At 53.0% G+C, this 26,557-nt stretch carries 29 protein-coding genes; 10 read left to right on the top strand and 19 right to left on the bottom strand.

The features are described 5' to 3' along the window. Positions 1-28: 28 nt before the first annotated feature. The 3 genes from J0L72_03600 to J0L72_03590 are packed head-to-tail and all read right to left on the bottom strand — an operon-like array spanning position 29 to position 2,495. Entirely contained in the window at positions 29-1,120 is a 1,092-nt protein-coding gene (locus J0L72_03600) for an Mrp/NBP35 family ATP-binding protein (protein MBN8689861.1), read from the bottom strand. Positions 1,121-1,160: 40 nt separating this feature from the next. Continuing rightward, positions 1,161-1,886 carry a 3-deoxy-manno-octulosonate cytidylyltransferase gene (kdsB, locus tag J0L72_03595; GenBank protein MBN8689860.1) on the bottom strand — a complete coding sequence of 242 codons (726 nt, stop codon included), beginning with the start codon at positions 1,884-1,886 and terminating at the stop codon, positions 1,161-1,163. A gap of 6 nt (positions 1,887-1,892) precedes the next feature. Further along, a complete protein-coding gene (locus J0L72_03590) occupies positions 1,893-2,495 on the bottom strand; it encodes an HD domain-containing protein (GenBank protein MBN8689859.1) in 603 nt (200 codons plus the stop codon). Positions 2,496-2,602: 107 nt separating this feature from the next. Between J0L72_03590 and J0L72_03585 the strand changes: the two genes are divergently transcribed. Together J0L72_03585 and J0L72_03580 are read left to right on the top strand one after the other, a co-directional pair. Further along, complete coding sequence (locus J0L72_03585; GenBank protein ID MBN8689858.1) at positions 2,603-3,223, top strand: hypothetical protein; 621 nt, start codon at positions 2,603-2,605, stop codon at positions 3,221-3,223. 53 nt (positions 3,224-3,276) lie between these two features. Beyond that, entirely contained in the window at positions 3,277-3,531 is a 255-nt protein-coding gene (locus J0L72_03580) for a twin-arginine translocase TatA/TatE family subunit (protein ID MBN8689857.1), read from the top strand. Here the strand turns inward: J0L72_03580 and xth are convergent. After that, on the bottom strand, positions 3,528-4,301 hold the full coding sequence (gene xth / locus J0L72_03575) for an exodeoxyribonuclease III (protein MBN8689856.1): 774 nt from the start codon (positions 4,299-4,301) through the stop codon (positions 3,528-3,530). The two genes, J0L72_03580 and xth, sit on opposite strands and share 4 nt — an antisense overlap. Between xth and J0L72_03570 the strand changes: the two genes are divergently transcribed. Continuing rightward, the gene (locus tag J0L72_03570) at positions 4,300-4,560 is read left to right on the top strand and encodes a hypothetical protein (GenBank protein MBN8689855.1); all 261 of its coding nucleotides are present in this window, start codon (positions 4,300-4,302) and stop codon (positions 4,558-4,560) included. The two genes, xth and J0L72_03570, sit on opposite strands and share 2 nt — an antisense overlap. Continuing rightward, positions 4,536-5,336 carry a hypothetical protein gene (locus tag J0L72_03565; GenBank protein ID MBN8689854.1) on the top strand — a complete coding sequence of 267 codons (801 nt, stop codon included), beginning with the start codon at positions 4,536-4,538 and terminating at the stop codon, positions 5,334-5,336. Before J0L72_03570 ends, J0L72_03565 begins: the two co-directional genes overlap by 25 nt. Before the next feature lie 119 nt (positions 5,337-5,455). Here J0L72_03565 and J0L72_03560 read toward each other — a convergent pair whose 3' ends face one another. The 4 genes from J0L72_03560 to J0L72_03545 form a co-directional block, all read right to left on the bottom strand. Next, positions 5,456-6,274 carry a dihydrodipicolinate synthase family protein gene (locus J0L72_03560; protein MBN8689853.1) on the bottom strand — a complete coding sequence of 273 codons (819 nt, stop codon included), beginning with the start codon at positions 6,272-6,274 and terminating at the stop codon, positions 5,456-5,458. After that, on the bottom strand, positions 6,271-7,491 hold the full coding sequence (locus tag J0L72_03555) for a hypothetical protein (GenBank protein ID MBN8689852.1): 1,221 nt from the start codon (positions 7,489-7,491) through the stop codon (positions 6,271-6,273). The genes J0L72_03560 and J0L72_03555 overlap by 4 nt, the downstream gene beginning before the upstream one ends. A gap of 43 nt (positions 7,492-7,534) precedes the next feature. After that, positions 7,535-8,896: a replicative DNA helicase gene (gene dnaB / locus J0L72_03550; GenBank protein ID MBN8689851.1), complete on the bottom strand. Its 1,362-nt coding sequence runs from the start codon at positions 8,894-8,896 to the stop codon at positions 7,535-7,537. Positions 8,897-9,000: 104 nt separating this feature from the next. Continuing rightward, entirely contained in the window at positions 9,001-9,348 is a 348-nt protein-coding gene (locus J0L72_03545) for a YdcF family protein (protein MBN8689850.1), read from the bottom strand. Positions 9,349-9,707: 359 nt separating this feature from the next. Between J0L72_03545 and J0L72_03540 the strand changes: the two genes are divergently transcribed. Next, positions 9,708-11,330 (top strand): acyl-CoA dehydrogenase family protein, encoded by a 1,623-nt coding sequence (locus J0L72_03540; GenBank protein MBN8689849.1) that lies wholly within the window; start codon positions 9,708-9,710, stop codon positions 11,328-11,330. Here J0L72_03540 and thrB read toward each other — a convergent pair. The 7 genes from thrB to J0L72_03505 form a co-directional block, all read right to left on the bottom strand. After that, on the bottom strand, positions 11,327-12,280 hold the full coding sequence (thrB, locus tag J0L72_03535) for a homoserine kinase (protein ID MBN8689848.1): 954 nt from the start codon (positions 12,278-12,280) through the stop codon (positions 11,327-11,329). The genes J0L72_03540 and thrB overlap by 4 nt on opposite strands. Continuing rightward, positions 12,274-13,314, bottom strand: a complete 1,041-nt coding sequence (locus J0L72_03530; protein ID MBN8689847.1) for a threonine synthase — start codon at positions 13,312-13,314, stop codon at positions 12,274-12,276. Before J0L72_03530 ends, thrB begins: the two co-directional genes overlap by 7 nt. Before the next feature lie 48 nt (positions 13,315-13,362). Further along, the gene (locus tag J0L72_03525; GenBank protein MBN8689846.1) at positions 13,363-14,661 is read right to left on the bottom strand and encodes a 2-oxo acid dehydrogenase subunit E2; all 1,299 of its coding nucleotides are present in this window, start codon (positions 14,659-14,661) and stop codon (positions 13,363-13,365) included. Positions 14,662-14,694: 33 nt separating this feature from the next. Further along, positions 14,695-15,297, bottom strand: coding sequence for a GNAT family N-acetyltransferase (locus J0L72_03520; protein ID MBN8689845.1), 603 nt, complete (start codon positions 15,295-15,297; stop codon positions 14,695-14,697). After that, positions 15,294-16,133, bottom strand: a complete 840-nt coding sequence (locus tag J0L72_03515; protein MBN8689844.1) for a phenylalanine 4-monooxygenase — start codon at positions 16,131-16,133, stop codon at positions 15,294-15,296. Before J0L72_03515 ends, J0L72_03520 begins: the two co-directional genes overlap by 4 nt. A gap of 141 nt (positions 16,134-16,274) precedes the next feature. Continuing rightward, a complete protein-coding gene (locus J0L72_03510; GenBank protein MBN8689843.1) occupies positions 16,275-16,649 on the bottom strand; it encodes a hypothetical protein in 375 nt (124 codons plus the stop codon). A 43-nt stretch (positions 16,650-16,692) separates the two neighbouring features. Then, positions 16,693-16,944: an FmdB family transcriptional regulator gene (locus tag J0L72_03505; GenBank protein ID MBN8689842.1), complete on the bottom strand. Its 252-nt coding sequence runs from the start codon at positions 16,942-16,944 to the stop codon at positions 16,693-16,695. 42 nt (positions 16,945-16,986) lie between these two features. On the opposite strand from J0L72_03505, the gene J0L72_03500 reads away from it, so the two are divergent. The 4 genes from J0L72_03500 to J0L72_03485 all read left to right on the top strand — a co-directional run bounded on the left by J0L72_03500 (position 16,987) and on the right by J0L72_03485 (position 20,657). Then, on the top strand, positions 16,987-17,775 hold the full coding sequence (locus tag J0L72_03500; GenBank protein ID MBN8689841.1) for a hypothetical protein: 789 nt from the start codon (positions 16,987-16,989) through the stop codon (positions 17,773-17,775). 123 nt (positions 17,776-17,898) lie between these two features. Beyond that, a complete protein-coding gene (locus tag J0L72_03495; GenBank protein MBN8689840.1) occupies positions 17,899-18,210 on the top strand; it encodes a co-chaperone GroES in 312 nt (103 codons plus the stop codon). Positions 18,211-18,212: 2 nt separating this feature from the next. After that, positions 18,213-19,796 (top strand): chaperonin GroEL, encoded by a 1,584-nt coding sequence (groL, locus tag J0L72_03490; protein MBN8689839.1) that lies wholly within the window; start codon positions 18,213-18,215, stop codon positions 19,794-19,796. Between the two features lie 267 nt (positions 19,797-20,063). Further along, positions 20,064-20,657 carry a hypothetical protein gene (locus J0L72_03485; protein MBN8689838.1) on the top strand — a complete coding sequence of 198 codons (594 nt, stop codon included), beginning with the start codon at positions 20,064-20,066 and terminating at the stop codon, positions 20,655-20,657. Here the strand turns inward: J0L72_03485 and J0L72_03480 are convergent. From J0L72_03480 to J0L72_03470, 3 genes are read right to left on the bottom strand one after another with little or no spacing between them, the layout of a single operon-like run. Beyond that, a complete protein-coding gene (locus J0L72_03480; GenBank protein ID MBN8689837.1) occupies positions 20,609-21,550 on the bottom strand; it encodes an RsmB/NOP family class I SAM-dependent RNA methyltransferase in 942 nt (313 codons plus the stop codon). The genes J0L72_03485 and J0L72_03480 overlap by 49 nt on opposite strands. A gap of 25 nt (positions 21,551-21,575) precedes the next feature. Further along, on the bottom strand, positions 21,576-22,742 hold the full coding sequence (locus tag J0L72_03475; protein ID MBN8689836.1) for an aminotransferase class V-fold PLP-dependent enzyme: 1,167 nt from the start codon (positions 22,740-22,742) through the stop codon (positions 21,576-21,578). Beyond that, on the bottom strand, positions 22,739-23,578 hold the full coding sequence (locus J0L72_03470) for a tryptophan 2,3-dioxygenase (protein MBN8689835.1): 840 nt from the start codon (positions 23,576-23,578) through the stop codon (positions 22,739-22,741). Before J0L72_03470 ends, J0L72_03475 begins: the two co-directional genes overlap by 4 nt. A gap of 96 nt (positions 23,579-23,674) precedes the next feature. On the opposite strand from J0L72_03470, the gene J0L72_03465 reads away from it, so the two are divergent. Then, positions 23,675-24,496: a DUF1559 domain-containing protein gene (locus tag J0L72_03465; GenBank protein MBN8689834.1), complete on the top strand. Its 822-nt coding sequence runs from the start codon at positions 23,675-23,677 to the stop codon at positions 24,494-24,496. A 60-nt stretch (positions 24,497-24,556) separates the two neighbouring features. Here the strand turns inward: J0L72_03465 and dnaK are convergent, their stop codons facing one another. Further along, positions 24,557-26,467 (bottom strand): molecular chaperone DnaK, encoded by a 1,911-nt coding sequence (dnaK, locus tag J0L72_03460; GenBank protein ID MBN8689833.1) that lies wholly within the window; start codon positions 26,465-26,467, stop codon positions 24,557-24,559. Positions 26,468-26,557 lie beyond the last annotated feature (90 nt).

Raw genomic sequence — 26,557 nt, 5'->3', positions numbered from 1 at the left:
TGTCAAACCATAGTACCTTTTGCAGGGTTTAGCTCACGGGTTCAAAACGCGCAGAAGACGTCGAAGTTTCCGTTTTGCTCATTTGCAAAATGCTGGCCTGGGCGGCGATCCGTTCGGCAATCGCTTTGAATTCGTGCGCTTGCGGAGAATCTGGTCTATGCAGAACGCTCGGTAATCCTTCGACAGAACTCAGCCCCACTTCAGGATCCAAAGGAACCGAACCGAGGTAGGGTGACTTGATTGTCTGAGAAAGCTCTTCGCCGGTGGTGCCGCCAAAGATTCGGTATTCCTTGCCGTTATCTGGGCAGACAAACACGGCCATGTTCTCGACGACGCCAAGAATGGGCGCATTCAACCTTCTAAATAGTGCCGCCGCCTTGCCTGCGATGCTCGCGGCGACTGGTTGCGGAGTGGTGACGATCACCACACCGGTAATCGGCGCCAGTTGGGCCAGGGACATCGGTGCATCGCCTGTTCCCGGAGGAAGATCCACGATGAGGTAGTCCAGTTCTCCCCATTCGACATCAGCGAGGAGTTGCTTGACCGTTCCCGCGACCATCGGGCCGCGCCAGAGTACGCTCTGCCCTTCTTCCAACAGGAATCCCAGCGACATGATCTTGATTCCGTGACGCTCGATCGGAACGATTTTCTTGCCACGCGTCAGCGGATATTCGCCATGACACCCCGCCATCATTGGGATGCTCGGACCGTAGACATCCGCATCCATCAGGCCCACTTTCGCTCCGGATTGTGCCAGCGCAACCGCCAGATTCAGCGTAACCGTGCTCTTCCCTACGCCACCCTTACCGCTCGCAACAGCGATGACCTGCTTTACATCTGGAATCAGATCCTCGTTCTCAGCAGATCGGGTGCGAACCCGGGCAGTCATCGTCACTGCGACATCCGAAACTCCTTCAAGTTTTCGCACGGCTTCGATGCATTGCGCCTCCAAAATCTCCTTCACTGGGCATGCCGGTGTTGTCAATTCGACGTTGAACGAGACTCTCGATCCGTCAATTTTGACGTCCTTGACGAACCCAAGCGTGACGATGTCGCGGTGAAGATCAGGGTCTTGGACAGCGCGAAGCGCATCCAAAACTTCGGTTTCAGAGATTGCCATGGTATGTAATACGAGAAGGTACCTTCTCGCATTGGACGACTTAGCGCCTGGAGGCCAAGATTTGCCGAACTTCGTCAGCTTGTTCGGGAGTATCCACCGCCAGCTCGGTGCCAGCAGCTTCAGACATCTTGATACGGATTCCGTGCTCCATAAACCTTAGTTGCTCAAGGCTCTCTGCAGTTTCCAGCACACCCATCTTCCAGGTTGCAAAGTCCATCAGCGCTTGCCGGCGGTAGCCATAAAGCCCAACGTGCTTTTTCACCTTCTCGATTCTTTGGTTGCGCTCAAAAGGAATCGCAAATCGGCTGAAATAGAGCGCAAATCCAGCTTCGTCAGTCACGACCTTTACCACGGCCGGATTGTCGAACTCGGATTCATCACAGTACGAATAAACGCTACTCATTTGGACGGAAGCATCGTCCATCAGTGGCTTTGCGCAGGCCGCGATGCTCGCCGATTGAATGAGCGGTTCGTCGCCCTGGACGTTGATGTAGAAGTCGGCTTCGACTAGCGAGGCGACTTCCGCAATTCGGTCAGTACCCGTTTGATGGTCGTGCGAGGTCAGTACCGCTTCGCCACCAAAGGCTCGCGTTGCTTCAACGATCTCCGCATCGGGAGTCGCGACCAAGATTTTGTCCGCGACATTGCTCTGCTGAGCGGCTTCATACACCCATTGGACCATTGGTTTGCCCAACAGATCCACCAGTGGCTTTCCAGGAAAACGGCTTGCGCCCATCCGGGCCGGAATCACAATTACACTTTTCATCTCAAATCAGACATCTAATGGTTGGACGAGGGGTTCGATTTCAAGAAATGCCCGAACAACCCGCTCATCAAACTGTTTGCCGCACTCTTCTTGAAGGATTTTCAGAGCTGCATCAGGCCCGACTGGCTCCTTGTAATACGAGCCAAAGGCGATATGGTCGAATGTCTCCGCGACACCAATGATGCGCGCACCCAGCGGGATCGCGTCTTGGCTGAGGCCGTCTGGATAACCTTTGCCGTCCCATCGTTCGTGGTGATGCCGGATCATCGGCAACGCGTTCTGCAGCCAAGGCAGGTCGCCGAGTACTTGGTCGCACATCGCGGCGTGCATCTGCAACGCACGAATATCGTCGTCGGTCAATTCTCCGAGCTTGTTGAGGAGGTCGCGGTCGATGGCGATCTTGCCGGAATCGTGCAGCAGTGCAGCGCGCCGAAGATCGACGAGATCTTCGTCCGAGAGACCAAGGCATTCGCCCGTGGCTACCGCATAGACAGCGACCCGCTCGGCATGCTCTGCCTCGCCTGGACCTGCTAGGTCAAGCGCACGCAGGATCGCTCGGATCGTGTCGTTTTGCGACGCTTGAAGTACGGATTCAATTTCAAAACCCATTCAGTTTTTCCAATTCACTCGACTAATTTTGTTATCTTAGCCCAGACTTTTGATTCTTGACCGCAACGAGCGAGTTGCATGCAATGTATCATTTGTAAATCATGTCGATGTCTGGAGAATTTGCCAAACCGAAGCCGAAGTCAAACTTGAGCATGATCCTCATTGTTTGTTCGCTGCTTTGCCTGTTATTGTGTGGCGGCGCGGGCTTCTTGGGATACCAAGGATTGCAAAAAGGGGTCAAAGCGATGGGGCCGGTACTCGGCTGCACCGTCGAATTGGCGGTGCTACATGCAAGTTTGAAGGACTACGTAAAGGAACACGGCAAGTATCCGACAGCAGATTCTTGGAAAAAGGAGCTCAAAACAGATTTTGTAAAGGGCGTTGCTGAAGCCAAAAAGGGAATGACGTTCTTTGGGTCAGACAATGGCATCACCTTTTCGGACCCGGAAGGGGTTTGGGGCTGCCGCGTTAATGCAACAAAAATCCATCCTTGGATGATGAATGAGGAAATCGCTGGGAAAGCTCCTGCAGAAATCAAGGGTGGCGACACCACCGTTAGTTTCTTTGAGGGCGAGGGCACCGAAAACGGAACCAAGCCTTATGTCAAGCGGACCGACAAGACTGAACCAATGGTGATGGGCGAACTGCGCGAATGGATGGCCGTTCAACTCGATGGAGAAATGACGACAAAAATCAAAGCGGGCGCTGGTTCTCCAGCTTCAAGATGATCTGGTGGTCATTTTGAGTGACTTAAACGTATAATCAGTACAAGAGCCCAATCATGTTGAATTTCAATCCAACTTCCCTACTCGCCTTTGGCCTAGGTGCCCAAGAACTGATGATCGTATTGGTGATCATCTTGGTTCTCTTTGGCGGCGCGAAGATTCCGCAACTGATGCGCGGTGTCGGCAAGGGCGTTGGCGAACTTCAGAAAGGTCTCGAAGAAGGCAAGAAGGCCATGAGCGACGCTCTCGAAGCTGACAAGCGCGAGGAAGCTGCTCGGCCCGCGCCTAGCAACACCGAGCCCCGATCTTAAAGATCGAATTCTGCAACCACAACGGTATGGTCCGAGGGACGCTCTAGCGCTCTCGGACCTTTGTCTATGTGAGTGTTTACACAGCGTTCTGCCAGACTTGGCGAAGCGTAAATGTGGTCGATTCGCCAGCCAAGATTCCTCGGAAAAGCGCTCTTGATGAACAGTTCCCAATAGGTGAAATGCCCCGCCCCTTGATGCTGTGCACGGTAAACATCAACCAGTCGATCCTTGACGATGTTTTCCAGACGCGAAAACTCCTCGGGGTGATGACAGACCTGTCCTAGCAGGCGGGTGTGATCATACACGTCGTCCGCGGTCGGAGCGACATTGATATCTCCTAGCCATACGAGGTTCGGATTCACCTGAAGCTCTTGGTGGATCAGCTCGGCAATCTTTTCTAGCCACCGGAGTTTGTAGTCCCACTTCTCCGAGCCAACCTTCGTTCCATTTGGGACATACGTGTTAATGATTCGCACGCCGCCGACTGTTCCCCTCAGAATTCGGCAATCTTCTGGCCAAGTCGGATCACCAAATCCATACTGAACCTGGCTGAGCGGCTCCTTTGTAAGAATCGCAACGCCATTGTATGATTTCTGACCCAAAACGGCGGCGTGATAACCCACTTCAAGGAACGCCTCGGTCGGAAATTTGTCATTTTCGCACTTGATTTCTTGAAGGGCCAAAGCGTCTGGTTCGTTCTCCGCAAGCCAGTCCAAAAGTATCTCCAGCCGGACCCGGACCGAATTCACATTGAAAGTAGCGATCTTCATGAGTTTTATTGCAGGTTACCACCCGGTAAAATTGGACGACCCAATGGACCGCTGGAACTCCGAAGCTATGCCTCGCGATCAGATCGCTTACGCTCTGACGCGGCGTGATTGGGTGCGTGTGGCCGTCAGGACCGATGCCTGCCTTATTTGCAAGGGTCCGAAAGTCAACGAAGCTGGCATCTGTTCAGTCTGCATTGCGACTCTCACGGACGTGGAAATCCAGCTTGTCGAGAAATGGATGAGCGGGGTCGGCCCATAAACGCGGCCATTTTCTTCTTTGGATTTCTGGCCGGACTGACCGCTTTCGTACTCTGGAAATCATCTCAGAAAAAGAAATCCAACATCGCCAGAAGTGAATTTTGGATTTACTTTGAAGGAGAAAAGCTGCCGCCTTCAGAGCGGGTGATGAGCTATCTTATGGCTCTCAAAGGGATGACGAGTGCAGAAGGTCTGTACTTCTCGGACGTTCGGTTGCACATTGCGCTGGTCAAACGCTCAAAAAATGTCTCCCTGTTTCGGCCCGACCTGTTCCATGCCAACGTCGAAGTCGATGGTGCCGCGCTTAGCCAGCTTTCCGAGTGCCATTCTCTTGTCCGGATTTCGTTTGTTTCAGAGGCGCCCCTGGTCAATCGCAATTATCTGAAGTTTATGCTTGGCCTCGCGCGGACCTACGCTGAACTTTTGGACGGCAAGGCGATCTACGATCACAACAGATCGATGCTGCTGACGGTCCAAGCATTGCCGAACGCTACGATCGGTATGGCCGAAAATCTGAGGATCATCAAGCAGACAGCGCCCGAAGGATTGGTCTTCTTGACATCGGGACTGGTTGGAATTCAGCTTCCAGAATTAGAAACTCTCCCAGTTCCAGAATCCGAGCGTACCAACGTGGAGGCAATTTTCAACCTGCTCGTTGAACAGATTTGGAACGAAGGATCAATTCCACAGACTGCGGAATTCGTGCATTACGACCAGCTCTTTCGAGCAGAAATCTCAGCCAAAAACAAGGTTCAAATCAGCCGAATTAAACGCTAGATGCGGTTTTGGCACGGGAATTGCTTACTAAGACCGTGAGCGTCACGGCAAAGAATCGTGGCGACGAAAGGAGAACTTAGAACATTCATTGGTCCAGGCCCCCAATTGCCTCCGGGGATTCAATCCTGGACCACTTTTTCTGAGCTTTGCAGCGCGGCAACCAGGTGCAAAATGGCTTCGCGCGGTGGTGGTTGCAGCGGAACTCGTTGTGGACCGATTTCGATATCCAGTTCCAGCATCATCAATTTCGCTATTCGGCTCGCGCCGTATTGCTTGATCGCCGCCGCGTACGCAGATGCTTTGGCGATTCGCTTTCCGCCCGAGCAAGCTTCGCGCACTTCTGAAGCTTCAAAAATAGCCACCGGCGAACAAAATGCGTTTCCACCGAACGTAAACTCGTCCGGCCTTGCAGTTTCGGATGTCGCAATTTCTGCGCAGATCTCACCAATTGGTGAAACAAACTTGATGGCACCGTGGTCCTCGAGTTCCGACCGCGTTTCCGGACCAATCATGTTGCGGTCATCCGCGATCATCACTCCCAAATCACAATAGTTCGCGATCGTCTTGAAGTGCTGTTTGAGCTCTGATTGAGTGTAGTCGCCATACATTGGCGGCGCCACAATCACCGCTCTAGCACCGTGCCGCTTGGCGTGTTGAGCCATATCCAGCGCTCCCATCGTGTTGACCGCAGTAACGTTCTGGATCACTGGAATCGCGTTAGACGACTCGCGAATGACTATCTCAAGCAGAGACTTTCGCTCCGAGTTCGCAAGCGATTGAAATTCTCCAACCGCGCCCGCAGTCAGCAAACCACCAGGGTTTGATTCAGTGAGCCGGCGCACGTGCCGCGCCAACCGCACTTCGCTCACCGTGGACATGTCGTCCGTGAACGGTGTTAGTGTCGGGATAATTAACCCACTGATATCGAATGGCTTCATTTGATCACTATGAAAGCGATTTTTTCGATCTCGCGCTCGCCAACCTGAACTCGGATTGGGAGTGGCACGAGTCCGGTGAATTCAGCTGGAACGATTAGTTCCACGCGAATCCTCGCCAGACCTCGAGATTGGTAGATACTGAAATTCTGGACGCCGCCCTTTCGAACAGCCCATCCTTCCGGCGCATCAACAATCGTCTTCCCCTTGATTCCGTTTTCCGATGCCGAGCGGAGCAAAATCTCGCCCTTGACCACCCTAGGCTCGCCTGGTTTTCCGCCATCAAGCTTCAAGTTAGGTTCAATATTTAATATATCGGTGATTCGATAGCTTGACTGAATAGAAGTTTCTGTTCCATCGACATTGGTGAGCCTTGCGTTCAGCACGGTGTAACCAAATGGTGCGCCGTTTGCAACCCGAGCGTCGTAATCCACAAACGCTCTGCCCTTTCGATCGAATTCAGGGAATGGCAGGTTCTGAATCCCGGTGAAGACGCTCGCAAAACCGGATGTACGCAAGTCGATACGCCCCACCTTGCCTTCGCCCTTGTTGACGAAATTGAGCCGAATCTTGATCGCTTGCCCTGGCGATACCGTGCGCGTGATGTACTCCGGAGCCCATTCTAGACCAGCCGGAATCCCGCTAGCGCGCTCCATGGCGAGCCGGACCGTGGAAGTTTGGCGCGGTGCGTATGGAGCAGGTTCTGCGCTTACATCACCGATCGCATCAACCCTGACGCCAATGTTCTGACCCAATTTGAACTTTGGCAGTACGGTGTCTGGAATCTGGAGTTCATAACGGAATCCGGTGCCTTCGTTAGCAGTCGCGAGTTGGACGGTATCCGCCACGAGCGGAACTTCTGCCCAGCTTGCACCAGTTGTCGCGTCGTTGATTAATCGACGCATCGAAAATTGTGGAGTCAAACGGACTTCGTAATTGTCATCTCCAGCGAGCCACCCGTCCCCGTTCAAGTCGAGCGAAATCTTAACTCCAGAAGCCGATTGGCTCGTGCCCGCGAAGTAGAGAACTCCTGGTTCCCACTGCATATAGGTCGTGCCGTCGACGCCCGTCGCTAGCGGATCCCACTCTTCTGCTTCAATGATTCCGTCTAGTTTGGGAGTCATCGCAAGCCGAATCGGATTGGACACGGAAAACTGCGAGACCGCCGGTGGAACCACTTGGGTCGGCGCAGTATCTTGCTGCGCAATCAGTAGGGCCAAGAATCCATTTAACATCTTGATTTACAAGACGTGGCAAATCGGTTTATCGCTTCAAATTCACGAACCTGGCGTAGGCTGGCTGGAATCCAACTTCGACCTTTCCTGTTGGGCCGTTTCGATGCTTGGCGATGATAATCTCTGCCGCTTCGACGTGGCTCGGCGGCAAATCCTGCGGCTGGTCGGCACCTTCTTCCTTTGCCTTGTAATAGGCATCGCGGTAAATGAACATGACAAGATCGGCTTCAGCTTCAATCGAACCTGATTCTCGAATGTCTGAGAGCATCGGCCTTTTATCCGGCCGGTTTTCTACTTGGCGGCTTAGCTGACTGAGCGCAATCACCGGCACATTCATCTCTTTCGCCAGTCCCTTGAGCGCGCGAGCGATCTCCCCGACTTCTTGAACTCGGTTCTCCGTCCGTCGGTTGCTACGCATGAGTTGCAAGTAGTCGATCACGACTAAGCTAAGACCATGTTCCGCTTTCAGCCTTCGCACTTTTGCCCGGAGTTCAAACGGAGTGATATCCGAGTTGTCGTCAATAAAGATCGGCAAGCTATAGAGCTGCTCGCAAGCATCCACCAGGCGGTCGTAGTCGTCGCCGCTCAGATTCGGCTTCTTCAGGATGCTCATGCTCATTTGGCTTCGCCCGGCGACCATACGCCTCACAAGCTGTTTGGCACCCATTTCAAGGCTGAAAACGGCAACGGCACCCTTCTTTTGCGCGGCGACGTGGGTTGCGATACTCATCGCGAAGGCGGTCTTACCCATCGCGGGGCGGGCGGCGAGGATGAGAAGATCGGTTTCGTACAAGCCACCAGTGATGGCATCTAGATCATAGAATCCGGATGGCGCACCCAAAATCGGCACGCCCGATTCATAGAGCTTGTCCACGTCCTCCATGAAGTCATGGGCGGCCGTACGCAGTTCCACGAAGCTCTTGCGGAGACGTCGCTTGCCCACTTCAAATACCGTTCGCTCTGCGCTTTCCAGCTTTTCATCGGTGGTGTCTTCCCCATCGTGGACTTGCTTAACGATTTCATATCCGGCCGATTCCAAGTTCCGGAGCATCGACTTGTCCAGTACGATCTCGGCATAATCGACCGCGTTGGCCGGAGTCGGAACAGATTCCGCGATTTGGATGAGGTACTCCACTCCGCCCGCGAACTGGAGTTGGCCTCGTTCCAACAAATCTTGCCTCACGGTGACCAAATCCACCGCTCGGCCGTTCATCGCAAGATTCGTGATGGATTGAAAAATCGTTTTGTGCCCGGGACGATAGAAGTCGTTCTCCGTAATCGCTTCCATCACCGGTTCAATCACCGCCGGACTGAGCATCATCGAGCCGAGAACACACATTTCTGCCTCCAAGCTATGGGGCGAAACAAAACTCTCGACGACGGCGTTCATAGGTGTCCATGTTACAGCTAAATCAGGGGTCTGCACTTAGGGAAATTGACAATATCAGGTTACTCCCGAGTTAGCCACATCGCTTTTCCACAAATTCTGGAAAACTATGGATTCTGGGCGATATCGCCGCGGGCGCCGTAGGTTTGAATCCGGGTTAATTCTCCGAGCACCCTACCCTTTCCTACTTCGGATTCGTACCAATCTTCGGCTCTCACGACCACCTCTCCGTACCAGGCATTGTGGGTAACCGCCGTCAGCGGTATTGCGGGAAAGAACTTCCGCAGTGTCCGGCCGCATCGCCCGCTGTGGTGGGATTTTGCGGCAAAGAGAATGCTGTTTGGAGTTCCAAGCAAATCAAGACTCAGGCTCACGTCTTCGAGCGTGTTGGTAGCATGCGGCTGCAGCGAAAGTCGGTCACGATCCACCCCACGGGAGACCAGTTGCTTAGCCATAGTTTCGGCGATCGGCTCGCCAAACTCAAACCACCTAGGGCCGATTTTCCGGTTAGAATCACCCTCTCGAACCAATCGTTTGAGATCATTTCTGCCAGATGATCCCAGTTCGCCTGAACCGTCCCAAAGATAAAGAGCACTTCTGCGGGCACCGGATTGTGGGGCAGGAAAACCGTGTTTGTGATGCTCTCGATCTCGTTCGCCAAGAGCTCCCGAGAATCGACTAATCGAGGAATTTCAAGCTGATTCTCGTAATCTTGGAAATTGTTCAACTGATTCGATGCTCCAATTTGAATTCAACTCAAGGCAATAATGGCGAGTTCCAACTTAGGCACCATCGACTCGTATAAAATAGTGAAATGAGTTCAACGGTTCCGACATCTGGCACAAAGGGGTGCAGTTTTGTTAGCGTGACCCCAACGAATGCGTTTGTACCTGAAGATTTCAAGGGCGATGACGCCTTGATGATCCAAACGGCCGAGGATTTTTCGCGAAAAGAAATCCTGCCAATTCAAGAACGGATCGACACTCAAGAAGAAGGCCTGATGCCCGAACTCGTTCGCAAAGCCGGTGAACTCGGATTTTGCGGTACCGATACTGCCGAAGCCTACGGCGGACTCGGACTTAGAAAGAACCTGTCTGCAAGGATGCTCGAATTCCTCAGTCTGAACGCGTCCTTTAGCGTCACGATCGGCATCACAAGCGGAATCAGCCAAGTCGGCCTCAACCTCTTTGGCACCGAAGAACAACGTCAGAAATACCTTCCGAAACTCACCAGTGGCGAGCAGATTGGAGCGTACGCGCTTAGCGAACCAAATAGCGGTAGCGATGCTCTTAGCATGACTACCCGAGCCGATTTACAAGGCGATCACTACGTGCTAAACGGCACCAAAATGTGGATCAGCAATGCGAAATGGGCTGATCAATTTGTTGTCATGGCCAAGATCGGCGGCGAGAAAGTGTCCGCCTTCATCGTCGAGCGCGATTTCCCAGGAGTCTCGATCGCTCGCGAAGAGCACAAAATGGGGCTCAAGGGCAGCAGCACTGCTCGACTAGTATTGGAGAATGCCAGAGTGCCTGCGGAAAACCTTCTTCACGAAGAAGGCAAGGGCCACCAAGTTGCGTTCAATGCACTGAACATCGGACGATTTAAGCTTGCTTCCATGAGTATGGGCCCAGCCCGAGAAGCGCTCTTCAATGCCGCTCAATACGCACAGGATCGAAAGCAATTTGGCAAGAGCCTTTCGCAGTTCGGACTGATCCAAAAGAAGCTCATCGATATGGCGACCCTGTTCTACGGCGCGGAGTCGATGATCTACCGCTGTGGCGCCGATATTGATCGAGCCTTCGAAACTCTTGGCGGCAATAATGAGGGCAACCGCAAGGCTGCCGAGGAATTTGCAGTGGAGTGCTCTGCCTGCAAGGTCTTCTCAACCGAGGTGGAGGCATTCATCGCCGATGAAGCGGTGCAGATTTATGGCGGCTATGGATTCACGGAAGAGTTCCCTGTCGCCAGGATTTATCGCGATTGCCGAATCAGCCGAATCTATGAAGGCACCAACGAGATCAATCGAATTTTCTTGGCGGATCGCTTGGTTCGAAAGGTCAATTCTGGCGAGGCCACCATCGCTCAAGAATCCGGTTCGTTTGTCGCTGAACTTGTGAACAAAGCGTACTCTGCCTTCATCGAAACCTACGGCACCGAGAACTTCGGAAAGCAGGTTCACCAGGTTCAACTGGGAGCCTTGAGCGACCTCACAATGCTGCTTTACGCCGAGCAAAGCGCACGACTTCGTGCCGCCAAGACAGGTGGTCTGAACCATGCACTCTATGCCAACTTTGTGAATCTGGTCAACTTGAAGGCCGCCAATGCCTATCAGTTGGCGATGGACGAAACGGTGACCCTTCCGAGACCGGCGAAAGTCGATTCCGATGCGATTTTGGCCGCGGTACTAGAAGGCAAAGCCCCGCTACGGCACTAAGACTGCGCAATGATTTCGGTGCCCGATGTGATGGTGGAAAGCACCCAATATCGGGATTGGAGACCTGCGGCTTTGAACGCATCGACCATGGCGTTGCCAATTTGGTCGTGATTCTGGGTTGCAAACGCGATGATTCCTGGCCCGGCACCGCTGAGGCAAGCTGCTTCTGCCCCGGCTGCCAGCGATGCAGTACGGACTTGCTCCGCTCCGGGGATCAACGGCATGCGATAGGGTTCATGGATGCGGTCGCTAAGCGCGCGCCTCAAAGTTGACAAATCCCCCCTTCGCAGTGCGACCAGAGCGAGCATAGCGTGCCCAATATTGAAAACCGTCTGAGATCTGGAATATTCAGCTGGAATCGCTGACCGGGCGGCACTCGTCAAAAAGTGAAAATCAGGAACGCAAACGACGACTTTTTGAGCAGCGAACTCTACTTGCTGAACAATGACGTCCTCGTCCTTGACCACGAGCACTAAGCCGCCCAGCAATGCAGGCGCAACGTTGTCGCCATGCCCTTCGATCTGGATCGCCCGCCGCAAGACACGGTCCAGGTTCTGTTGCGACCGAACGACAGTCAGTGTTTCTTCAGCATTGGAACGATGCACCGCATGCGCTGAGAGTGCGCTGGCAAAGATCAATCCTGCGAGCGTGGCGGTAGAACTTGAACCTAATCCGCTTCCGACCGGGATACCGTTCACGCATTTGATTTTGATCCCAGAATCGGTGGGGAGCATTCCCGGCCAGGTCTCGTCCATCATCGTCTTCGCCACAAGATTTTGGGAGTCAGAACTGAGTTTGCTCGCTCCTTCGCCGGACGTCTCGACGATAATCTCGCCTGGCTGGCCCGCAAGTTCAAGCGTGAATTCGTTCCAGAGTCCAAGCGCAAGGCCGATGCAGTCAAACCCCGGGCCAAGATTGGCGGTCGTCGCGGGGATTCGTACCGTCAACATCCGATCGCTCCTCGAAGTTCATCCTGTACGGCTGCGATCTTCTGCGGTGCTGAACTGGTTGATAATGCGGAATCGGGGTCTTTCAGCCCGTGGCCTGTCAGCACGCAGACCACAGTTTCACCCGGCTGAACTGGATTCTTCCGAAGGCCCGCGATCCCAGCCGCACTGCTTGGCTCGCAAAAAATTCCTTCCAATTGAGCGACCTTTTGATACGCTTCTATAATCTCGGCGTCAGTCACCGCCAGCATTCGGCCGTTTGATTCCTTGATAGCCTGGTTTGCCTGATCCCACCTTGCCGGGTTGCCGATCCGGATAGCGGTTGCCAGGGTCTCAGGTTGTTCAAATACGCGATCATAGACAATCGGCGCGGCACCTTCCGCCTGTGCGCCGAGAACTATGGGTAGAGTGCGCGATTCGCCTTCACTCACCATTTGGTTAAATCCCATCCAGTAAGCGGAGATGTTTCCTGCATTGCCAACTGGGAGGCAGAGCCAATCTGGAACTGCTGAAAGTTGCTCAACGACTTCAAACGCCGCAGTCTTTTGGCCTTCGAGTCTGGCCGGATTGAGTGAGTTTACGAGCACAACGTCTGTGTCATTGGTCAGATCGCGTACCATTTTGAGCGCGAAGTCAAACGAACCTTCGATCTGGAGCACCTGCGCGCCGTAGGCCATGGCTCCGGCCAGTTTTCCAAGTGCGACCTTGCCATCTGGAATGAGAACCACACAGTGGATGCCAGCCCGAGCGGCGTAGGCGGCGGCACTTGCGGCCGTGTTTCCGGTACTCGCGCAGATGACGGTTCGCGCGCCATGATGGGCTGCCTCAGTGATCGCGGTCGTCATTCCGCGGTCCTTAAAGGATCCTGTCGGATTTAACCCTTCATATTTGATGTACAGATTTGCGCCGGGACACGCCCATTCGGCAAGACGCGGGCATGGAATGAGTGGTGTGTTCCCTTCGCAGAGAGAAACCGCCTCGCCATGAATGTTCATGCGAGATCGATATCTGTGGATCAATCCTTGCCAAGCTGCCATTTGCAATCCTTATTTTTGGCGCAAATCGCCGCTGAGACAACCTTGGATTTACTTGAAGAACTCGAAATTCTCTAGTTTCTTCTTCACTGATTGCAGGAACTTGCCAGCAAGCGCGCCATCGATGATTCGGTGGTCGTAAGTCAAAACCAAGTTCATGATCGATCGAATTGCGATCATCCCGTCAATGATTGTCGGGACTTGCTTAATCGTATACGTTCCCATGATCGCGGCTTGTGGAGCGTTGATCATTGGCGTCCCAAGGACAGCGCCGTACGAGCCAGGATTGGTGAGCGTAAAGGTTCCGCCTTGAACATCTGAGACGCCCAATTGGTTGCCGCGAGCCTTTGCCGCAATCGCTTCCAAGTCCTTCGCAATATCGATCAGCGACTTGGTGTTACAGTCACGAATGACTGGAACGATCAGCCCTTCATCGCCATTCTTTCCGAGCGAGACCGCGACGCCCATATGCACGTTCTTGGTCATCACGATGTTGTTGTCTGGCATCAGGGCCGCGTTGACAAGCGGGAATTCAATCAGAGCTTCGGTGATCGCCTTGATAAAGAACGGAGTGTAAGTTAGCTTGACGCCGAATTGTTCGGCAAAAGTCTCTTTGTTCTTGGCGCGGAAGTTCACCATGTTGGTGACATCGACTTCGCTCAAGGTGCTCACGGTCGGTACAGCGTGACTTCGCACCATGGCTTCGGCAATCATCTTGCGCATACCGACCAGTGGCACGAGTTGCTGGTCTGCGCCAGCAACGGTTGGAGCCGGAGGCTTGGTCGGTTCTTGGAGTTTTGGCGCGGCGGCGGCAGGTGCGGCACCTTTGGCACCACCGGCAATCAGTGATTCCACGTCCCGCTTAGTGACGCGGCCACCGGCGCCCGATCCTGCCAGCGAATTCAGTTGTGCATCGCTGAGGTTATGGGCTTTTTGCATGGCACGGACGACCGGACTAAACCAGGTTCGCTTGCCAGCTTGCAATGGGTTCGGTTCGTCTTTCGCTACCGACGAGAACATCGAGTCGGCAATTTCGATTGTTGGAACATCGTCGCTCGAAGCCTTTGCCGCAGGAGCTGGGTCAGCAGAAGGTGCGGCGGCAGGAACTTCGCCAGCCTCACCAATTAGTCCCATGGCCTTGAAAACTTCGACTGGATCGCCTTCGGGAATGAGAATCTGTAGTAGGACGCCCGAAGCAGGTGCGCCCAATTCTGTATTGACCTTGTCCGTCATGATTTCGACGACCGGTTCGTCTTCTTTGACGGTATCGCCAACTTTTTTGAGCCAGCGGCTGACGGTTCCTTCGTGAACGCCTTCACCAAGTTCCGGCATTAAGATCTCTACAGGCATAGTTTTAAGTTTAGCCCAACAGGGCTTCCTTCATCAGGGACGAACGTCCAACTGATTTAGTCTTTCTTCCAAATTTTGTTTGACAATAGGCCATTCGGAGTCGATGATGCTGAACATCACCGTATCGCGTATGTACCCATCGGTCTGTATTCCGTGTCTTCGCAAAGTGCCTTCATATTGGGCACCGAGCTTCTTGATTGCCGATTGGCTGTGAGTGTTTCTGCCGTCCGTCTTGAGCTGCACCCGAATTGCGCCAAGTTTCTCGAACGCGTGTTGGAGCATCAAGTACTTTACCAGCGGATTCACCCATCCGCCGCGTACCTCGGGCCGGTACCACGTCAGCCCAATCTCGAGCCCTTTGGCTTCATCGCGAATGTCCATGTAGGCTGTTTCACCGACGACTTCTCCGTCTGCAACCACGGTGAACGAAACCGTCCTTGGGGAATCGATCCGGGCTTTTACGTACTCTTCCCACGCTTCGACCGTTGGCTCACTTGGCCGCAAAGTGACAAAGTAACCAAAAGTTTCGATTGGACAAATGGCACACAAAGCCGCTGCATCGTCAACAGACAGCGGTCTTAGTTCGAGCCGAGGCGATTTCAGCGTTATGGGTTGAACCCAAGAAGTGGCGCTCACTTCATTGCATCGAGGAAACTCGCGATATCTTCCTCGTTGACCCCGGGTTCGCCACCGGCCACATTGTTCAGCTTCCCTTCTTTCATCCAAGTTTCCAGTTCATCGACGAGCGAAAACAGATGATCAAATGAATCGACAACGAAGAGGAGTGGCTGATACTTATCGATCTCGAAATATTGGTTGATCACCCATTCGAGCTGAATTGGATACCGCTGGACATCAGGGGATTCGATGCAATATTCGATCTCACCGTAGCTGCTGAGCAAACCGCTGCCATAGACTTTTAGGTCGTAACCGTTTCCACGCATCAATCCGAATTCGATCGAGAACCAGAAGAACCTGGCCATGGCTTTGATCGTGTTTGCCAGCCGGTGGGCTCTGACTTCGTGATCCTTCGTCTCGTGCGCGATTTGTGCGGCTGTCAAAGCGCATTCGCCAAAGCGAACCAAGGTGTCCGCAAACGCCTTGTCGGTGTGCATCGGGACATGCCCAGCGATGTCGTGAAAAATATCCGGCTCTGGCAAGTAATCCAACTTGTCTGATCGCCGAATGGTGATCGTGGTTGGAAACTCTCGATTGCGAATGCTCTCGAAGAAGTTGAATGCCGGAACGTACCCACTGACGGCCTTGGCTTTGAATCCTGTGAGGGGATCTAGAAACTTGTTGACATCTTCCAGGCGTGGAACCCGGTTTGGATCGAGTGCTAAGTTAGAAATCCCGCGCATGAAGTGCTCATTGGCATACTTTTCCCACTTGGGCAGCATCCGAGCATAGAGCTTTCGCCACGATTCGTGATTCTCTTCAGAATACAGATCGTACGGTTGTTCGATGTACATTTCGCCATTAGCAATGGCGTTTTCGATAAAGGGTGCTTCGGTTGTGGTCAGGCCTGAGCCGGGTCCAAACGACGTTGGTTGAACTTGTGCCAATGAGGTCTACTCCTAGGTATTCGGCTTCCGCCGGAACTTAGGAATAGTTTAGTCCAATTCTCGTCTTTGCGATTCTCTTCGGTCCAGGAAAATACCGACCACGATGACGAGCGCGAGCATCACCATCGACACAAACGGCGAGATCTTGTAGATCACTTCGCGGTTGCCGGCCATGATTCCGGTCGCTCGGTGAAAATCATCTAGGGAGAAGGTGAAATATTCCCAAGAGAAGAAGACCGCGGCCAACATCGGGAGTCCGCCAAAGACGAACTTGGACCATCGCTTCCCTTTCTTCAACTGGCTCAGATAGCCGAGCACAAAAAAGATCCCGCCGACCGCATAAAACAAAATGAGTCGCATGAGCAGGCCGGTGCCGTCCAGCTGTCCTGCTTGAGCAAATGAAGAATTCAGTACGGAAATCATTTTTGTTAGCTATAGACAAGCAAATCTTGTGCCAATCGGTATCTTACTCGCTCGGAGTGCAGCTTGGGCAAGAAGCAGGCTCCCCAGTACAAATATCAGGACTATTTGTCGTCGATGACCCCGCGTCGGTCACATAGAATCCAGGGCCATTGAAGATCACGAGCGGCTTTTGAATCAACCGCTTTAAAGAATTTTCTGCACCACAATCGCAATCGGTGAGAGCATCTTCCGTGATTCGCTGGTCAACTTCGAAATTCTTGCCGCAGGTCCGGCACTCGTAAGCATACGTCGGCATTTGATGCTAATTGTGGCAGAATGAGAGTTCGACTTCATCCCCATGTTTGGAAATCAAGTTTTTACAATTGGTGATCTCGGCACCATCGGGCTGCTGGTTGGCCTAGAAATCCTGCTCTCAGCGGACAACGCGATCATCCTTGCGCTGTTGGTCCGGCATCTTGGCCCCACCGAACAAAAACGGGCTCTTACAATCGGACTGGCCCTTTCCTTTATCTTCCGGGCGATTGCAATTCTGTTCGCCAGCATCCTCAGCGGTCTTTGGTGGGCGCAATTACTGGGCGGGTTGTACTTGGTCTTTCTCGCTGTCAAGCATTTCTTGCCTGGCCATACCGAAAAAGACATCAAGGTTTCCGGGGCATCGTTTCAAAAGACGGTTTTTATCGTCGGACTTGCGGACGTAGCGTTCGCCATTGACTCGGTTCTGGTGGCGGTCGCAACAGAACCACATAAAGAGAAGATTTGGGTGGTTTACGCTGGCGCGCTATCCGGGGTCATTGCTCTGCGCTGGGCGGCAACCGTTTTCCTCAAACTTCTTGAACGGTATCCCTCAATTGAGTCGATGGCCTACCTGCTGGTGGGTTGGGCTGGGCTTAAGCTATCCTACCTCTCGCTCCACACCTTTGAGCACTACTGGGAGCATGATCTTCACAAATCATGGCCGCTTGGGTTCCATTTTCAAGAAGCTCCGACGTGGCTTTTCTGGGGTGGAGTCGCTGCGATTGTGTTGTGGGGATTCTGGAAAGCAAAGCAAGACAAACCGGATTCGCCTGAGGCCGACGTGATAGAAGAAGCCGAAGAAGTTTGGGAAGATTCGACGAAGACCGAGTAGGACTTTTGAACCCATTTCAACCTAAAAACAGTTGAATTTTGGCACTCTCGCCGGTATACTGCTAATAAGGATTCTGGCTCATTCGTAGAGCCTAATGATCCATTACATCCAATAGGACAATCTATGAAACTACAGCCATTACATGATCGAATCATCGTGAAGCGCGCTGACAAGGAACAGGTCACGGCCTCCGGCATCTTCCTTCCAGACAGCGCCCAAGAAAAGCCACAACGAGGCGAAGTGTTGGCAGTGGGTCCAGGCAAACAACTGGACAGCGGTCAAATTGCGCCGATGGATATCAAGGTCGGCGACTTTGTGCTTTACGGCAAGTACGGCGGCACGGAAGTCACCGTGGGTGGCGAAGAATTTATCATCCTCCGCGCAGACGACGTTCTCGCGATTGTTGACGGAGTTCCAGCAGGAGCAGCGAAGTAACGATGAGCGCTAAAGAACTCAAGTTCAGCGATGACGCACGCAAGATGCTCGAAGCTGGCGTCGACAAGCTGGCGAATGCAGTCAAGGTCACTCTCGGCCCTCGCGGACGCAATGTAGTTTTGGAGCGAAAGTTTGGTTCGCCAACCGTGATCAACGACGGTGTGACCATCGCTAAGGAGATCGAAGTCGAAAATCGATTCGAGAACATGGGCGCGCAACTCATCCGTGAAGTGAGCAGCAAGACCAATGACCTCGCAGGTGACGGCACCACGACGGCAACCGTTCTTGCCCAAGCAATTTTCAAGGAAGGTACGCGAAACGTCGCTGCCGGTAGCAACGCGACTCAAATCAAGGTTGGCATCGACAAGTCTGTCGGCTTGATCGTCGCCGAGCTAGCCAAGATGTCGATCCCAGTGACTAGCACCAAAGACGTGGCGACCATTTCAGCCAACGACGCTGAACTGGGCGAACTCGTTGCAGGCGTGATAGACAAGGTCGGCAAAGATGGCGTCGTCACCGTCGAAGAAGCCAAGTCGATGGAGACCACTGTCGAGCACGTCGACGGTTTGCAATTCGACAAGGGTTACCTCTCTCCATACTTCATCACCGATCCTAATCGAATGGAAGTCGTGTACGAAGATCCTCTTCTTTTGTTCTATGAGAAGAAGATTGCTAGCGTCCAAGACTTCTTGCCACTTCTTGAGAAGGTCGTGCGAATGGGCAAGCCGTTCATTATCGTTGCAGAAGATGTCGAGAATGAGTGCCTTGCTACATTGGTGCTGAACCGGTTGCGAGGCAATCTCCAACTGGCGGCCGTCAAGGCTCCAGGCTTCGGTGATCGACGAAAGGCGATGCTCGAAGACATGGCAATCCTAACCGGCGGTCAATTCATCACCGAAGACTTGGGTCTCAAGCTCGATAGCGTCACTCCAGAAATGCTTGGCACTTGCCGCAAGATCGTGATCACTAAGGACTCAACGACCGTGGTTGACGGCAAGGGCGATGCGGCTCAGATCGAAGGTCGAAAGAAGCAGATTCAACAACAGATCGAAACCACCGACAGCAACTACGACAAGGAAAAGCTCCAAGAGCGATTGGCAAAGTTGAGCGGCGGCGTCGCCGTCATCAAGGTCGGAGCTGCGACTGAAACCGCACTGAAGGAGCGAAAGGCTCGCATCGAAGATGCGCTTGCTGCAACTCGCGCGGCGTTGGACGAAGGCATCGTTCCTGGTGGCGGAACAGCTCTGATCACCGCTGGAAAGGTGCTGGACAACACCAGCCTGGAAGGCGATCAGCAAATCGGCCTCAACATCATCAAGAAGGCAATCGAAGCTCCGCTTCGCACGATCGCTGAGAACGCTGGTGCCGAGGGCTCTGTTATCGTCGATAAGGTCAAGACCAACGGAATCGGATTCAACGCTTCCACGCTTGCCTTCGAAGATTTGATGAAAACCGGTGTTGTCGACCCAACCAAGGTTGTTCGAACAACGTTGCAAAACGCGGCCTCCATTAGCGGCCTGCTGCTGACTACTGAAGCTGCAGTCGCCGATCTTCCGGTCAAGGAAGACGAAGGTCACGACCACTAAGCTAAGTTCAAATCCTAAGCTGTCCCCCTTGTTCTCTAGCTTAGAACAAGGGGGATTTTTGTTTTTTCTCTCAGTTCCGGTGATGCTAGCAACCTGCGATTGCTACTTTCGCAAGAATTCTTGCTCAATTTGGCGCAACCTTAACCTACTTCCTTCATTGGCACAATTTGAATATGGAATTCGAATTTTGGGAGAACGCGGTTCAATCGATTCGATACCTACCTTGCCATGTACAGGTTTGCGAATACCAAAGCGAAGATAACCACATTGGATCGATCAAAGATCAGTGGATGGGTTTCCATTGACTCGACCGCTCACCTGTGCATCGAAGACTATGGCGATCGCAAGTTCATCGTCGGGCAGGTACTGAAAGTTGCCCTATCAAACGCGGCGTTCAGAACAGAATTCGGCTCCCAAGTCCTTTCTGTCGAGAACGATCGAGCGATTCTGTCGGCACCTTCACATTTCCCTTACGTCGCACCAGACCCAGAATTCGAAATCCGAGGATTGCACCTCAAGATGAGTGTCTCGCAAGGGTCGGTCATCTCCGTTGGCTCAGTTGTCCAGACCGGGCTGATGAAGATGACGATTCAACTGCCGTTTCTTCTGGAGCAAGACAAACCTATCGATATCAAAGTTTCGAGCTTTCCAATCGCGGACAAAACCTACGACTTTAGAGGGCTTGTCATTGGGATGAAGGAGATTCGCGGCGGCGAAGACTCACTCTATGAATTCCAAGTCGCGGTCGAGTGTCAAAGCCGAATTGAACTTGTTTACTGGCAAAACCAGCTAGCCATGCTTCACGACCCTCATCATTCGAAGCTGGCGGGCCACAACGGTTCGAGATCGAGAGTCGGATAGCTTTCAGGAAGTTCGCCAGATTTTCGGAACAAGGCGGCAAATGCACCGGCACCGATCCCTTGGTGAGGGTAGAGCCGGTAACAAGGATGCTCCGAAAATCGACTCTTAAAATCAACATGCCGTGGAGATTCGATCCCTTGGATGCCTTCTAGCTCGCGGTGCATCCAGTTCACAACCTTCTCGTTTTCTTCGCGGTTGAACGTACACGTCATATACAGCAGATAGCCGCCCGGTGCCACGCAATCCCAGCTGTAGCCCAAAATTCTGCGCTGGCGGTTGACACAGAGCCCAATGTTGCGATTGTCAAACGCATCTCCGGGGTCGGTACCCTTGCTGAGCAAAGATTGCCCGCTGCAAGGTGCGTCCACAAGTACGAGATCAAATGCGGCCTTCGCCCGGCTTGAAAGTGCCGACGGGTCCATCGAAATCACTTCTGTCCGATCTAGCTTGCATCGCTCGATGTTGCTGATGAGCAAGTTGGCCCGCTTCCGCAAAACTTCGTTGCAGACCAACATCCCGTCCTTTTTGCCGCGCAAGAACGCGGTCCATGCACAGATTCCTTTGCCACCTGGCGCGGAGCACACATCAAGTATGCGCTTAGGTTCCGGTTCGCAGTTCAGCATCAAACTCGCCGCAAAAGCACTCGAGAGATCAAATGTGTAGATATGCCCTTTCTCATACGCGGGAGTTTTGGATGGCTTGAATCCATCCACCGTCCTTACGATGAATTCGGGTTGCCAAGGCAGTGGGCGCAGCTTTGGGAAGGTTTGGACTTCCGGTTTGCCATGCACAGAAATTATTGCCTGCTCCTTGGACTCGCCGTCAATTAACGATTCAATGAACCGAATCTGCTCCGACTCTTCTGTGAAAAGTTGGACTGAGAGCCGGCGCATTCCAGCGGTCACTCGAAGTCGTGGCTTAGGAATGGAGCACCTTTCTTGCAGCTTCCGCGAGCCGGTTCAGATCATCCGATCCGGTGAGGATATCTGGGCCAAACCGAACCAATCCTTGGCGTCCGTCCACCACAATCTTCTCGTCTCGGAATCGCTTGATGACTTTTTTGAACTCAGGCGTAGCAAATAACGCGTATCCAGCCCATTCATCTGGATTCTCAGGGACAAACCCACCGTATTGCGCCAAGATTTCGCGAATCTTGCCGAGCGTTTGCAGGTTATAGTCCCTCGAATTCTGCACTCCGACTTCGAGCAAGAAACGGAGTCCGGGCAGTGCCTGAGCTAGCGGAATGACCGAGAAAGTGGACTCATACCATCCCCACCCGCCTTCCGATCTCAGTGGCTCATTCTCTCGTTTGAACTCGAATGGATCCTTCTTGGCGAACCATCCGGTGTCCAGAGTTTTCATGCTGTAACATGCCGGATTCACGGCCAAGAAGCAGGCTCCTGGTCCTCCACGTAGATACTTGTAACTCCCACCGACGATGAAATCCGCTTCCGGATAGTTGAAGTCGATGACGCCAGCCGCATGGTAGCTATCGAGCACTACTTTCGCGCCAACCGAGTGTGCCTTGGTGATGATCTCCTGCACCCCAGGCATCACTTGCCCCGTGGTAAAGAAAACGAGACTCAGCACGACGAGGTCCGTGCCTGGAGCGATGCGGCTCAGCACATCCTCCGCCGTGAACTTCGGAATCCCTTGCTCGTTGGACGAGGGGTGCACCCAGTCGATTGTTGCGGCGCCATGCTCGGCGTACGCCTTGAGCACGAAGTCAATCGAATCAAATTCTAAGGTGGTGCTGACGACCTTTACGGGTCGATTCGGGTACGCATTTAATACTGCACGCAGTCCTTGACCAGCGCTTGACTTCGGGATGATCCCGTCACTGACCGGCCAATGCAAGAGTTGCGCAATGCCAGAAGTCCATTCGTTGAGCACTTTCATCCAGTGACTCCACGCTTCGTCCATGAGGTCCGGCCATGCGTCAAGTGCCTGAATCACGTCCTCTTGATACACATCAAGAGGTCGCCCAAGGGAGTGGTTTGCCAGATAAACCTCGTCCCTAGCCAGCACTCGCGAGAATCTAGGCCGGATGGTTTGTGCGATGATTTGCTCGTTCAGGGCACTCACTTGATTTCAGTCCTGACATCCCACAACTCAGGGAATAATCGAATATCGAGCGCCTTCTTGAGGAAGTTGACGCCTGAAGAGCCGCCGGTTCCAGTTTTGAAGCCAATCAACCTCTCCACCGTTTTCATGTGTCGGAAGCGCCAAAGAACAAACTGCTCTTCCACATCGACCAGCTTTTCGCACATCTCGTAAGCATCCCAATTGTTTTCGGGGTGCATGTAGATCTGTTTGAACACTTCGATTAGCTCTGGCGTAGCGGTGTAGGGCTTAGACCAGTCCCGATTCAGCGACGTCGCTGGAAGATCAAATCCTCGCCGGCTGAGATGCTTCAAGAATTCGTCGTAGAGACTCGGCGCATTGAGAGTGGCTTCAAGCTCTGCTTTGACTTCTGGCTTGTGTTCAAAGACATTGACTGCCTGGGGATCCTTGTTGCCCAACATGTATTCGATCAGCCGGTAATGGTAGCTTTGGAATCCACTTGCCCGACCAAGGAATGACCGGAATTGGGCGTATTCGGTTGGGGTCAAGGTTTCGAGGACGGCCCACTGCTCAAAAAGCATCCGCTGGATGTGCTTTACCCTAGCCAAGATTTTGAAACACGGCTCCAGATGATCGTTTTGCACGTGAACTAGAGCCGCTCGAAGCTCGTGGACAATCAACTTCATCCATAGCTCGCTCGTTTGATGCTGAATGATGAACAGCATCTCGTCGTGATGGACTGGCGCGCTTTGTGGGATCTGAGCGGCGAAAATCTCATCTAGCCGAAGATATCCGCCATAGTCCAAATCCTTCTTGAAATCGGTGTGAATCGAAGCTTCATATTCACGTGTGTTCATGGCTTCATTATCTCACGCGGCGAAACACTCGAGCGAAATTTTGCGATTGTAATACCGATATTGCACGCTTTTCGGAAAAATGATTTAGAATGCGGTATGCCGAAGAACAAAGGCTTTACTTTGATTGAGCTGCTCGTCGTGATCGCGATCATTGCGATCCTTGCTGCGATTCTATTTCCGGTTTTCGCGCAGGCGCGCGAGGCGGCAAAGAAGACTCAATGTCTGAACAACACCAAGCAGATTGCGCTCGCTGTCGTGATGTACAACACCGATAACGATGAGCGTTACCCGGCCTGGGCTGCGCTTTCCGCGCCTGTGAATGGTGGAAACACGAGCTTTGTCTCGCCAGATATTCAGATTTTGCCGTATATCAAGTCGGTCAACATTTTCACTTGCCCAGATGACGCAACGCCGCGAATGCCAGCGACGTCGGTTCCTTTCAACGACGGGAACTATCGCAAAATGGCTCTTCGAAGGTCGTATCAATATGTTGGCAATATCCACACTCGGGAAGCAAACGGATTTGACGCGAACACCGGCGTGACAACCTACATCGGCCCGACCACTTGGCTCTATTCAGGCCGAACCGATTCGGACATCGATGAGAGCGCGAATACGGTTTCGTGGCTAGAAGTTTGGCCAGTCGACCAGAACGACCCATACGTGGGCGGTATTTGGGGTAGCGGATTCATTGACTGCGATACTTACAAACTCGCTGGACGAAAGGTTGGAACCGGACCAGCACCTCCTGGATGCACCAACTGGTTGAATCGAAAGCCGACCCCTGGTCACAATGGCACCCTCACAAACACGGCGTTTTGCGATGGTCACTCCAAGGGCCTGACCTGGGGCAAACTTCGCGAGAACGACTTCGCAATGTTCAAAGCGAAGAAGTCAGCGACTGTATTCGTCCCATAAAAGCAAAATCCCGGCATGGCTCAAAGAGCTGCCGGGATTTTTTGTGCCTGATTGGCGTGCTTACTTGTCTTCTTTGAACTCAGCGTCGATCACGTCGCCGTCGCTCTTTGCGCCGCCAGCGGCCGCACCCACAGGCTCTTCCTCTTCAGAAGCTTGAGTCTGCTGGCTGCCTGACTTATACAGCTCTTCTGCGATGCGATGGCTCACCGATTCAAGTGCTTCGTGAGCGGCCTTGATCTGTGCGAGATCATCGGTCCCAATCGCCTGGCGAAGTTCTCGAACTTTGTCTTCGGCTTCGGTCTTGTCAGCATCGCTGAAGATGCTTGGATTGTCGCGCAGTTGCTTTTCGACCTGGTAGCAGAGCCGATCCGCTTCGTTCTTGACTTCAGCCGCTTCTTGCGCTTGCCTGTCCTTCTCAGCGTTGGCTTCGGCTTCCTTCATCATGCGATCTATTTCTTCGCGGTTCAAGTTGCCCGATCCGGTGATTGTGATTCGCTGCTCGTTGTTGGTTGCCTTGTCCTTCGCGGTCACTTGCAAGATGCCGTTCGCGTCGATGTCGAAGGTCACTTCAATCTGCGGAATCCGAGCTGGTGCTGGTGGCAATCCGGTGAGATTGAACTTACCGATGGACTTGTTATCCCGTGCGAGAGGTCGCTCACCCTGAAGAATGTGGATTTCCACTTCAGGTTGGTTGTCCACAGCCGTGGTGTAGACCCGGCTCTTCTTGGTAGGGATCGTCGTGTTTCGCTCGATGATCTTGTCGCAGATGCCGCCCTGGGTTTCAACACCCAAGCTCAGCGGAGTGACGTCCAGCAGCAAGATGTCTTTGACTTCGCCGCCCAGGATTCCAGCTTGAATGGCTGCGCCGATTGCGACCGCTTCATCCGGATTGACGCTCTTGTTTGGTGCCTTGCTGGTCATGCTCTGAACCAGCTCTTGCACCATCGGGATTCGTGTCGAACCACCGACCAGAATCACTTCGTCGATGCTCGAAGTACTTGCCTTCGCGTCATCGAGAGCCTGCTCGATTGGCTTTCGAATTCGATCCAACAAGTCAGCGCAAAGCTCTTCAAACTTTGCTCGGGTGAGCGTCATATCGAGGTGCTTTGGTTGGTTATCAACCGCGGTGATAAACGGCAAGTTGATATTCGTCGAGACTTGAGTACTCAGTTCGATCTTTGCCTTTTCGCCGGCTTCTCGCAGTCGTTGCAACGCATCGCGCTGCTGCAATAGGTCAATTCCCTGCTCTTTCTTGAACTCCGTAGCGATCCAATCCACGATCTTTTGGTCGAAGTCATCGCCGCCCAAGTGGCTGTCGCCAGCACTCGATCGAACTTCGAAAACGCCATCGCCAACATCGAGGACCGATACGTCGAACGTTCCACCACCAAGGTCAAAAACCATGATCGTCTCGTTCGCTTTCTTATCCAAACCGTAGGCGAGCGATGCTGCAGTCGGCTCATTGATGATTCGCAAGACCTTGAGCCCAGCGATTTCGCCAGCATTCTTGGTCGCCGTTCGTTGGCTATCGTTGAAGTATGCCGGAACGGTGATCACCGCTTGATCCACAGAAGTGCCGAGATACGATTCAGCGTCACCCTTCAGCTTTTGAAGGATCATCGCACTGATTTCTTCTGGAGTGAAATCCTTGCCAACCGCAGGAACTTCAACCACACAGTTACCCTTTGAATCTTGCTTCACGCGGTATGGCATTCTTGACGCTTCTTGGCTCACTTCACTAAACTTGTGACCCATGAATCGCTTAATGCTCTGGATGGTGTTTTCTGGGTTTACAACTGCTTGACGTTTTGCAGTCACACCCACCAATCGCTCGCCGTTGTTCTTGAATCCTACGACGCTTGGGAGCGTACGGGTGCCTTCTGCTGTCGCGATAACAATTGGCTCACCGCCTTCCATCACAGCAACAACCGAATTCGTCGTTCCAAGGTCAATTCCTACTGTTCTACCCATTCTGATTCTATCTCCTCAGTGAGACACTATCAAGATACTTGAGTGCTCTACACTAAGATTAACGCCTATTGTACCTTTCCCGTTCCAAAT

The sequence above is a fragment of the Armatimonadota bacterium genome, assembly GCA_017303935.1.
Lineage (GTDB): Bacteria > Armatimonadota > Fimbriimonadia > Fimbriimonadales > Fimbriimonadaceae > JAFLBD01.
The sequence above is the reverse complement of the archived record's forward strand: the minus strand, read 5'-3'. Positions and strand labels throughout refer to the sequence as shown.

Bases quoted from the DNA above. Each gene is read 5' to 3' on its own strand.
- dnaK (MBN8689833.1), bottom strand. From the start codon at position 26,467: ATGGGTAGAACAGTAGGAATTGACCTTGGAACGACGAATTCGGTTGTT.
- J0L72_03530 (MBN8689847.1), bottom strand. From the start codon at position 13,314: ATGGCAGCTTGGCAAGGATTGATCCACAGATATCGATCTCGCATGAAC.
- J0L72_03505 (MBN8689842.1), bottom strand. From the start codon at position 16,944: ATGCCGACGTATGCTTACGAGTGCCGGACCTGCGGCAAGAATTTCGAA.
- J0L72_03465 (MBN8689834.1), top strand. From the start codon at position 23,675: ATGCCGAAGAACAAAGGCTTTACTTTGATTGAGCTGCTCGTCGTGATC.
- J0L72_03525 (MBN8689846.1), bottom strand. From the start codon at position 14,661: ATGCCTGTAGAGATCTTAATGCCGGAACTTGGTGAAGGCGTTCACGAA.
- kdsB (MBN8689860.1), bottom strand. From the start codon at position 1,886: ATGAAAAGTGTAATTGTGATTCCGGCCCGGATGGGCGCAAGCCGTTTT.
- groL (MBN8689839.1), top strand. From the start codon at position 18,213: ATGAGCGCTAAAGAACTCAAGTTCAGCGATGACGCACGCAAGATGCTC.
- J0L72_03545 (MBN8689850.1), bottom strand. From the start codon at position 9,348: ATGGCTAAGCAACTGGTCTCCCGTGGGGTGGATCGTGACCGACTTTCG.
- J0L72_03590 (MBN8689859.1), bottom strand. From the start codon at position 2,495: ATGGGTTTTGAAATTGAATCCGTACTTCAAGCGTCGCAAAACGACACG.
- J0L72_03560 (MBN8689853.1), bottom strand. From the start codon at position 6,274: ATGAAGCCATTCGATATCAGTGGGTTAATTATCCCGACACTAACACCG.
- J0L72_03585 (MBN8689858.1), top strand. From the start codon at position 2,603: ATGTCTGGAGAATTTGCCAAACCGAAGCCGAAGTCAAACTTGAGCATG.
- J0L72_03540 (MBN8689849.1), top strand. From the start codon at position 9,708: ATGAGTTCAACGGTTCCGACATCTGGCACAAAGGGGTGCAGTTTTGTT.
- xth (MBN8689856.1), bottom strand. From the start codon at position 4,301: ATGAAGATCGCTACTTTCAATGTGAATTCGGTCCGGGTCCGGCTGGAG.
- J0L72_03600 (MBN8689861.1), bottom strand. From the start codon at position 1,120: ATGGCAATCTCTGAAACCGAAGTTTTGGATGCGCTTCGCGCTGTCCAA.
- J0L72_03515 (MBN8689844.1), bottom strand. From the start codon at position 16,133: ATGTACATCGAACAACCGTACGATCTGTATTCTGAAGAGAATCACGAA.
- J0L72_03470 (MBN8689835.1), bottom strand. From the start codon at position 23,578: ATGAACACACGTGAATATGAAGCTTCGATTCACACCGATTTCAAGAAG.
- dnaB (MBN8689851.1), bottom strand. From the start codon at position 8,896: ATGAACGCCGTCGTCGAGAGTTTTGTTTCGCCCCATAGCTTGGAGGCA.
- J0L72_03580 (MBN8689857.1), top strand. From the start codon at position 3,277: ATGTTGAATTTCAATCCAACTTCCCTACTCGCCTTTGGCCTAGGTGCC.
- J0L72_03480 (MBN8689837.1), bottom strand. From the start codon at position 21,550: ATGCGCCGGCTCTCAGTCCAACTTTTCACAGAAGAGTCGGAGCAGATT.
- J0L72_03495 (MBN8689840.1), top strand. From the start codon at position 17,899: ATGAAACTACAGCCATTACATGATCGAATCATCGTGAAGCGCGCTGAC.
- J0L72_03570 (MBN8689855.1), top strand. From the start codon at position 4,300: ATGAGTTTTATTGCAGGTTACCACCCGGTAAAATTGGACGACCCAATG.
- J0L72_03500 (MBN8689841.1), top strand. From the start codon at position 16,987: ATGTTTGGAAATCAAGTTTTTACAATTGGTGATCTCGGCACCATCGGG.
- J0L72_03565 (MBN8689854.1), top strand. From the start codon at position 4,536: ATGGATGAGCGGGGTCGGCCCATAAACGCGGCCATTTTCTTCTTTGGA.
- J0L72_03510 (MBN8689843.1), bottom strand. From the start codon at position 16,649: ATGATTTCCGTACTGAATTCTTCATTTGCTCAAGCAGGACAGCTGGAC.
- thrB (MBN8689848.1), bottom strand. From the start codon at position 12,280: ATGTTGACGGTACGAATCCCCGCGACGACCGCCAATCTTGGCCCGGGG.